This is a genomic window from Acidimicrobiales bacterium (genome assembly GCA_035316325.1).
Lineage (GTDB): Bacteria > Actinomycetota > Acidimicrobiia > Acidimicrobiales > VFJN01 > DASXTK01.
In genome coordinates this window covers 1-8,451 of record DATHJB010000228.1, presented here as the reverse complement: position 1 = coordinate 8,451, position 8,451 = coordinate 1, and the positions used below count along the sequence as shown (strand labels likewise).

The following is an 8,451-nucleotide window of genomic DNA, read 5'->3' as shown; positions in this document are numbered from 1 at the left end:
GAGGCGCTTGGCGACCTCGTCGTCGGACGTGCCGTCGGGCGGGTAGGGCACGTTGAACTGGCCGATCCGCGACGGCTTGAACGCCGGCGGCTGGAAGTACGACGCCACCGCCAGCACCGGGCGCTGGAACGGCGGCGACGGTACGACGTCGCAGCGCTCGCCCTCCACGAAGCTGACCAGCTCGTGGTGCACCAGGAAGGTGCGGCAGCGCTCGGTCTCCGACTCGTAGGCCGCCCGCATCTCGTCGGGCGTGCCGGGCCGGTTCTCGCCGAGGGCGTCGACCAGCGCCGCCCACGACGCGGCGGACGGGTCGATCTCCCGGGCCAGCGCCGACATCTCGGTGTCGAGGTCGGCCCACAGCTCCTCGCCCCGCCGGTGCAGGCCCGGGGCGTCGAACGACAGCAGCTCGGCGTCGCGCAGGAGCGCCGAGTAGCGCTTCTCGCCGATGGCCCACTCGCCGGCGGCCCGGCCCGCCAGGTCGTCGAGGAAGGCGCCGAACGCGGCGAACGCGGCGGCCGCCACCTCGCCGGCCTCGGCCAGGCGGGCCCGCAGCGCCGGGTCCTCCACCTCGGCCGGCACCAGGTTGCGGGCGTAGGTCTCGCCGGCGGCGCACTGGCCCTGCGCCCGCCGCACGAGCACCTCGGCGGCCAGCTCGGCGTCGAGGTTGGCGCGCCCTGCCTCGAGCAGCTCGGGGATGGCCCGGAGTCGGGCCTCGGCGGCCGCCACCAGCTCGGGCTCGGGCAGCGGGCGGCGCAGGAACAGGCTGAACACGCCGAACAGCGCCGGGCCGAGGTAGCTGTCGGGGCTGCGCTGCCACTCGTGCCAGTCGCGCCGTACCTGCTCGCCCCGCAGCACCGACACGACCAGGTCGCGGTCGATGCGCTCGTCGTCGCTGAGCAGGCTGTCGTCGAGCTCGCCGAACCGCTCCAGCCAGCCGTCGGCCCGCCGGTCGCGGTCGTCGAACCCCGCCGCGCTCAGGTCGGGCGAGCGGTCGTCGCTCCCGTCGATGCCCTGGAAGGTGGCGAACGACGGCCGGTCGGCGAACAGCTCGTCGAGGTAGGCCCCGGCGAGCGTCGCGAACGGGGACGTGTCCGGCGGATCGGGCGGCTGCATGTCCGACGACATGCGGTCGAGTGTTGCAGACTGTCCCCCGACCCGTGGACGGAGGCACCCACATGGCCGAGTCCCGAAACGACCAACCCCCACACGTCGAGCAATGCGACGGCCTGCTCTACCGACCGCGCCCTTGCGCGCCCTCTACGGCCCGGACACGCCTGGTGTCCGGCAGGGTTTCGTCGCGCTCACGCTGAACTCGTCCACCAGCCTCGTCGCCGGCGCCTTCCTGGGCTCGATCACCAGCACGCTCGACGACCACCCGGGGCTGATGGTGCTGGTCCCGGCGGCGATCGGGCTGCGGGGCAACATCTTCGGGGCGTTCGGCAACCGCATGTCGACCGCGCTCCACGCCGGTACGTTCCGCTGGTCGCTGCGGCGCGAGGCGGTGCTCGGCCAGAGCGTGCTGGCCTGCGTGGTGCTGACGATGGCGATGTCGCTGGTGCTGGCGATCGAGGCGCGGGGCATCGCCGGGCTGGCGCCGGAGGGCACGATCGGGCTGCTGTCGATGTCGACCATCTCGATCCTCGGGGGGATGCTCGCCTCGGTGGTGGTGCTCGCCGCCGCCCTCGGGCTCACCGCGGGTGCGGTGCGGTTCAACTGGGACCTCGACAACGTGACCGCGCCCCTCGTGTCGACGCTGGGTGACGTGCTCACCCTCCCGGCGCTCTACCTGGCGACCTTCGTGGTCGGGGCGTCGCTGGCGTCGACCACGCTGGGCTGGCTGCTGGTGGTCGCCTCGGTGGTGGTGCTGGTGGCGGGGTGGCGGTCGCCCAGCCGGGCGCTGCGCCGGATCGTGCGCGAGTCGATGCCGGTGCTGGCGGTGGCCGGGTGCATCAGCGCCGGTGCCGGTCTGGCGCTGGCCCACTCGCAGGGTCGATTCGAGGCGCTGCCGGCGCTGCTGGTGCTGGTGCCGGCCCACCTGTCGAGCGCCGGGGCGCTGGGCGGGATCCTGTCGGGGCGGCTGTCGTCGAAGCTGTTCCTCGGCCTCGTGCGGGCCGACGGCTGGCCCAACCGGGGCGCCCGGCGCGACATCTCGGTGGTGCTGAGCCTGGCGCTGCCGGTGTTCCTGCTCAACGGGCTGGGGGCCCATCTCGTCGCCCGGCTGTTGGGGCAGGTGAGCCCCGGCCTGCTGCAGATGGTGGGCGTGTCGCTGCTGGGGGGTGTCCTGGCGATCGTGTTCGTGGTCGGGGTCGCCTACTACGGCACGATCGTCGCCTACCGCACCGGCACCGACCCCGACACCTACGGCATCCCGGTGGTCAGCTCCACGGTCGACCTGGTGGGGGCGTTGACACTGGTGGCGGCCATCGTCGTGTTCGGGTTGTCCTAGGGGCGTTCTGTCTTCGCTGAGCCGGCTATGCCGGGCTCAGCGAAGACAGAACGCTGGTGGTCACCGTGAGGGGCTGGAGCGACTGCTGGGCCCACGTGCGGACCAGGGCGGGGTCGCCCGGGGGCGCGGCGATGGTCGTGATCCGGCTGCGCAGGGTCCCGGTGCAGGCCGTGCCCGGGTCGGTGCAGGGGATCGTCGTGTTGAAGAACGAGCCGGCCTCGCCGACCGCCTGGCCGTCGCCGGTGCACTGGCCGGCGGGTGTGAGGTCGTCCTGGTAGTAGGTCTGGGGGTTGAGCCCCAGGTTCGACTGGAACGACGCGGCGACGCCGAGGTTCCCTTGGCTGCCGGTCATCGTCCACCACGACGGGGCGCCGGCCGGGACGGTGTCCGGGTTGCCGTCGATCGGTACGCCGTCGGGCACCTGCGGGTTGCGGAACGTCATGCCCGCGGCCTGCTGGTTGAGGTCGAGCGTCGCCCCCACGCCGGGGATGCCGTGCACCCGCAGGTCGATCACCGTCTCCAGGGCGGTGTCGTAGAAGGCGTGGGTGGCCTGGGTGTTGGGGCCGCTGTTGGCGCCGACGTAGCCGCGCAGCGCCCGCACCGGGCCGACCTTGTTCACCACGAAGGCGCCCTCGCCGTTGTCGAACGTGTCCTCGTTGCGGACGCAGACGCCGGGGAAGCGGTACATCACCCGGTCGACCAGGTCGACGCCGGGGCGGTCGCCGAAGGTCAGCGACACCTGGTCGAGCAGCCAGCGGTCGGAGAAGTGCGCCGTGTAGGTGGCGCCGGTGATGGTGCTGTTCTCCGGGTTGGGGCCGGCGGTGCGCCGGTAGGTGGTCTTGTAGTCGCCGCTGTTCAGGCTGAACGTGTAGCCGACGTAGCTCCTACCGGCGCTCGGGTCGAGCGAGCCGTCGCTGCGGAACAGGTACACGTAGCCGACGGCGGCGGGCGCGCCGGGGTCGTGGATCGCCACCTCGACGCCGCTGCCGGCGACCGTGCCGGGCGGGGCGGGGAGACTGCCGGCGTCGCCGCCCGCGTCGTGGGCCATGAACACGATCTCGTCGTCGGCGTCGACCGTGGGGGTGGGGTCGGCGCCGGTGAACGTGGTCGGGTCGGCGTAGACGTTCACCGGGACGTCGGTGGAGCTGCCGAACTGGCCCGGGGGCAGGTCGTAGATCGCCGCGATCGTGGTGGTGCGGCGCTCGTCGACCTGGACCGGGAGCTGCGCCCAGCCCTGCGACGAGGCCCGGAACGCCACGACCCGGCCGGGTTCGGCGCCGACGAGGCCGGGTGCCTGGGCGCCGGTGAGCACGACGGGGTCGATCGGCCGTTCCAGCGTCGAGCGGACCGGGTCCGGCTCGCAGCCGACGATCGGTGCGGTGAGCGCCAGGAGCGCTGCCGCGTGCAGGTACCAACGCCGTCGAGCCATCGTCCGTCCCCCCAAGTCCGTCTGTGGCTCACGCTAGAGCACGCGTCCCTGCTCAGCCGGTCCGGTCGCCTACTGTTCCGGGGACCGATGGACGACAGACCGCGCAACCTCCGGGCGATGCTCTCGGAGGTCAAGGATCTCTCCGAGTTGATGGTCGACCTGGCCTACGCGGCCCTCTACTTCGGCGACCCGGACATGGCCGAGGAGGTGGGCGAGCTCGAGGAGCGGATGGACGAGCTGGTCCACGACATGCGCGCGGTGTGCGTCATGGCCGTGCGCGACCCCCGCGAGGCCGACGCGATGGCCTCGGTGCTGCAGGTGATCTCGTCGATCGAGCGGATCGGCAACGCCGCGGTCGACATCGCCCGCATCGTCACCCACCGCCTCGGCATCCCCCGCGAGCTGGTCGCCGACCTGTCCAACGCCGAGGAGGTGTCGCACCGGGTGCGCGTGCGCGACGGCTCCCACCTGGCCCGGCGGCTGCTGGAGGACCTGGAGCTGCCCGTCCAGACCGGGATGCGCATCGTCGCCATCCGGCGGGACCGCGACTGGATCACCGACGTCGAGGGCGAGGAGATCATGCTGCCCGGCGACGTGCTGTTCCTGCGGGGCCCGCCCGCCGGCATCACCCGCCTGCGCGAGCTGGCCGCGGCGCCCAACTGGACGCCCCCGGACGCACCCGACGACGCCCAGCTCAGCGACCTCGACCGGGCCATCGACGTCCTGGTCGAGATGAAGAACGTGTCCGAGACCGCGGTGGGGCTGGCCTACTCGGCGATCGTCCTGCGCGACATCGGTCTCGCCACGGAGGTGGGCCAGCTCGAGGACCGGCTCGACGAGATGAAGGACCGGCTGGAGCTGTGGGTGCTGCGGGCATCGGCGTCGTCGGCCGACGTCGACCCGGCGCCGCTGCGGGGGCTGCTCCACCTCTCGCAGGCCGCCGAGGAGCTCGGCGATGCTGCCCAGCAGATGGTCTGGCTCATCGAGAAGGACGAGGACCTGCACCCGATCCTGCAGATCGGCTTCGGGGAGAGCGACGAGGTGGTGGTGCGGGTGCCGGTCGCCCCCGGCTCGCAGGCCGACGGCGCCTCCCTGGTGGAGCTGCAGCTCGACGTCGACCCCGGCTTCCACGTGCTGGCGGTGCGGCGGGGCGGTCGCTACCTGTACCGCCCCCGGGGCCACGCGGTCCTCCGGGCCTACGACGAGCTCATCGCGAGCGGGCCCGACGAGGGCCACCCCATCCTCGCCCGCCGTCTCGGCTGGCGCCTCGAGGAGGACGAGGACACGGGCGAGCACCACCTCACCCCGGTCTGAGGGCGGGTTTCCCGCCGAAATTGCGTGGCTGAGGGCCGCCTGGCGACCACCAGCCACGCAGTTTCGAGGTCAGGTCGGCTTGGGGGCCTCGATCGCGGCGCCGTTGCTGCTGCCGCCGGTGCTGCTGAGCAGCTCCGACACCGCGGTGAGCGAGCCGGCCAGGCCCGCCAGCTCGGTCGGCACGATGATCTTGGTGGCCTGGCCGTCGGCCATCGCCCGCAGCGTCTCCAGGTACTTCAGCGTGAGCAGCTCGGTGTCGGGGTTGCCTTCGTGGATGGCGTTGAACACCGAGGTGATGGCCTGCGCCTCGCCCTCGGCGACGGTGAGCTGACGGAAGCGCTCGGCCTCCGCCACCCGCTCCATGGCCTGGGCCTGGCCCTCGGCGTGGAGCACCTGCTGCTGCTTGTCGCCCTCGGCCGTCAGCACCGCGGCCTGCTTCTCGCCCTCGGCCCGGGTGATGGCGGCCTGGCGGGCACCGTCGGCCTCGGTGACCACGGCACGACGGGTCCGCTCCGCCTTCATCTGCTCGTGCATGGCGTGCATGACGTCCGGCGGCGGGTCGATGCGCTGGATCTCCACCCGGACCACCCGGACGCCCCACTTGTCGGTGGCGTCGTCGAGGATCTGGCGCAGCGCCAGGTTGAGCTTGTCGCGGGAGGTCAGCGCCTCGTCGAGCTGCATGTCGCCGATGACGTTCCGCAGGTTCGTCTGCGCCAGCTTGGTGACCGCCAGCAGGAAGTTCGCCACGTTGTAGATGAGCCGCTGCGGGTCGGTGGGCTCGTAGTAGACGACCGCGTCGACCGAGACCACCACGTTGTCGGAGGTGATGACCTCCTGCGGCGGCACGTCGACCACCTGCTCCCGCATGTCGACCGTGCGCACCGACTCGATGAACGGGATGATCAGGCGCAGGCCGGGGTCGACGGTGGTCTTGTACTTGCCGAGTCGCTCCACCACGCCCCGCTGGTACGGACGGATGATCCGGACCCCGGAGATGATGTAGATGGCCAGGGGTATGGCCAGGATGATCGCGACGATTGCCCAGGTCATCAGCTGTCAGCTCCTTGGGGAGGCGGGGGAGGGGGTTCGGTCGGCGGCGGCGGCGTGACCTCGCCGATCGGGAGCACGATCACCCGCGTCCCCTCGATCTCGGCGACGCGCACCACCGCGCCCGTGGGGATGGGGGAACCGTCGAACGACTCGGCGCGCCACTCCTCACGGTGGACGCGCACCATGCCGAGCTCGCCGTGACCGGGGATCTCGTCGAGGACGGTGGCGTTCTGGCCGATCAGCCGGCGTGAGCCGATGCCGTGGCCGTCGCCGCCGAGGTCGAGCTTGCGGGCCAGCGGTCGCATGGCCGCCAGGGTCGCGATCGACACGGCGATGAAGGCGATCCACTCGACGCTGACGCCGACGCCACCGAAGGCCAGGGCGGCCGCGACGATCGCTCCGACGGCGAAGGGGAAGAGGAAGAACGACCCCGGTGTGGCCATCTCGCCGACGGTGAAGAACACCGCCGCGATGAGCCAGATCCAGCGCCAATCCTCGGGCGAGTTCATCGCCTCGCCCCCTGTCGTGTTCGCATGTCGTCCGCTCTGTTCCACTGCTCGTCGCAGTTGTTCCCGCCAGGGAGAATGTACTTCGAGCGGGCCAGTTGCGCGGATCACCTCCGACCCTTCACCGCCGGGCCTCGGCGGTGCCGGTAGCGTGGCCTAGATGGTCGATCAGCGTCTCTGCCTGTTGACCGTGCACGCCCACCCCGACGACGAATCGTCCAAAGGCGCTGGCACGGTGGCCCGCTACCACGACGAAGGGGTGCGCACGGTGCTGGTCACCTGCACCGGGGGCGAGGCCGGCGACATCCTCAACAAGGCCATGGACCGTCCGGAGGTGCGGGCCGACCTGCCGGCGATCCGGCGGCGCGAGCTGCACAACGCGGCCGACATCATCGGCTACGACGAGGTCGTGTGGCTCGGCTACCGCGACTCGGGCATGCCGGGCACCCCGGAGAACGCGCATGCCGACGCCTTCGCCAACGCGCCCTTCGACGAGGCCGTCGGGCGGCTGGTCGAGGTGATCCGGCGGGAGCGGCCGCAGGTCATCGTCACCTACGCCGACGACCAGCAGGGCTACCCCCATCCCGACCACCTGCGGGTGCACGACATCTCGGGCCCGGCCTTCGACGCCGCCGGCGACCCCGGGGCCTACCCCGAGCTGGGGGAGCCGTGGCAGCCGTCGAAGATCTACTACTCGGTCTGGTCGCGGCAGCGCACCGAGGCCGCCCACCAGCGCTACCTGGAGCTGGGGCTCGAGTCGCCCTACAGCGACGAGTGGTTCCAGCGGCCGTGGCTCGACCACCGCGTCACCACCACGATCGACATCACCGGCTACTCGGGGGTGCGGGGCGCGGCGCTGCTGGCGCACGCGACGCAGATCGACCCGGAGTCGCCGTTCTGGTTCGGGCTGCCGCCCGAGGAGCTGGCCAAGCTCAACACCCGTGAGGACTACATCCGGGCGCGGTCGCTGGTCGACTCCCCGGTGCCGGAGGACGACCTGTTCGCCGGGGTGCGGGAGGTGGCCGAGTGGTCGCGTTCCTGAGCCAGGACTGGTTGGACGCGCTGCGCTCCTCGATGGAGGGGCTCCCGGCTTCTCCGGGGGCGTCGGCGCTGGTGCAGTTCGTGGTCAACGGCGCCCCGGAGGGCAACGTCGTGTACTCCACGCAGTACGACGACGGCCGGGTGGTCGACGCTGCGGTCGGCAAGCCGGCCGGCGACCCCGATCTCACCGTCACGCTCGCCTACGACGACGCCGTGCGGTTGGCGCGGGGCGACCTGGAGCTGAGCGCCGCCTACATGCAGGGCACGGTGAAGGTCGAGGGCGACATGGCCCGCCTCTTCGCCCTCCTCCCCGCCACCCACCGCCCTCCCTACAAAGCCGCGATCACCGACCTCGCTGCCAAGACCGACTTCTGACCCTCCCCGGGGTGCCGGGGTCGCCGGCTCCTGACGTTCCGGTGAGCCGGCCTTACTGGGGGTAGGGTCGCTGGCTGGTGGCGGGTTCTGGGGCGGGACTTCGGGTTGGGGTGGCGCGAGGGGCGGCCGTTGGCGTCGTCGTGCTGCCGCTCATCGTCGGGGCGCTGGCGGTGGTGGGCGACTCGTGGGTGCCGGTCGGGGACTGGGCGAGTGCCGTGCTGCGCACCGGGGAGGTGGGGAGTCGTGCCACGCCGCTCGTCGGCGCCTACAGCACCAAGGGCTTCGCGCAC

General features: G+C 72.1%; 8 protein-coding genes. 4 read left to right on the top strand and 4 right to left on the bottom strand.

Features of this window, described 5'->3' with window-relative positions:
* A partial coding sequence (locus tag VK611_29670) for a DUF885 family protein (GenBank protein HMG45539.1) occupies positions 1-1,125 on the bottom strand: 1,125 nt, incomplete at its 3' end.
* A gap of 121 nt (positions 1,126-1,246) precedes the next feature.
* Between VK611_29670 and VK611_29665 the strand changes: the two genes are divergently transcribed.
* Positions 1,247-2,446, top strand: coding sequence for a magnesium transporter (locus tag VK611_29665; protein ID HMG45538.1), 1,200 nt, complete (start codon positions 1,247-1,249; stop codon positions 2,444-2,446).
* A gap of 25 nt (positions 2,447-2,471) precedes the next feature.
* Here the strand turns inward: VK611_29665 and VK611_29660 are convergent, their stop codons facing one another.
* Positions 2,472-3,875 carry a hypothetical protein gene (locus VK611_29660; protein ID HMG45537.1) on the bottom strand — a complete coding sequence of 468 codons (1,404 nt, stop codon included), beginning with the start codon at positions 3,873-3,875 and terminating at the stop codon, positions 2,472-2,474.
* Between the two features lie 87 nt (positions 3,876-3,962).
* Between VK611_29660 and VK611_29655 the strand changes: the two genes are divergently transcribed.
* A complete protein-coding gene (locus tag VK611_29655; protein HMG45536.1) occupies positions 3,963-5,189 on the top strand; it encodes a TrkA C-terminal domain-containing protein in 1,227 nt (408 codons plus the stop codon).
* A 69-nt stretch (positions 5,190-5,258) separates the two neighbouring features.
* On the opposite strand, the gene VK611_29650 is transcribed toward VK611_29655, so the two are convergent.
* Both VK611_29650 and VK611_29645 read right to left on the bottom strand, forming a co-directional pair.
* The gene (locus VK611_29650) at positions 5,259-6,239 is read right to left on the bottom strand and encodes an SPFH domain-containing protein (GenBank protein HMG45535.1); all 981 of its coding nucleotides are present in this window, start codon (positions 6,237-6,239) and stop codon (positions 5,259-5,261) included.
* The gene (locus VK611_29645; GenBank protein HMG45534.1) at positions 6,239-6,748 is read right to left on the bottom strand and encodes an NfeD family protein; all 510 of its coding nucleotides are present in this window, start codon (positions 6,746-6,748) and stop codon (positions 6,239-6,241) included. Before VK611_29645 ends, VK611_29650 begins: the two co-directional genes overlap by 1 nt.
* A gap of 157 nt (positions 6,749-6,905) precedes the next feature.
* Here VK611_29645 and mca point away from each other — a divergent pair, with 157 nt between their 5' ends.
* The gene (mca, locus tag VK611_29640; GenBank protein HMG45533.1) at positions 6,906-7,787 is read left to right on the top strand and encodes a mycothiol conjugate amidase Mca; all 882 of its coding nucleotides are present in this window, start codon (positions 6,906-6,908) and stop codon (positions 7,785-7,787) included.
* Positions 7,772-8,161 carry an SCP2 sterol-binding domain-containing protein gene (locus tag VK611_29635; GenBank protein ID HMG45532.1) on the top strand — a complete coding sequence of 130 codons (390 nt, stop codon included), beginning with the start codon at positions 7,772-7,774 and terminating at the stop codon, positions 8,159-8,161. The genes mca and VK611_29635 overlap by 16 nt, the downstream gene beginning before the upstream one ends.
* The last annotated feature ends 290 nt before the right edge of the window (positions 8,162-8,451 follow it).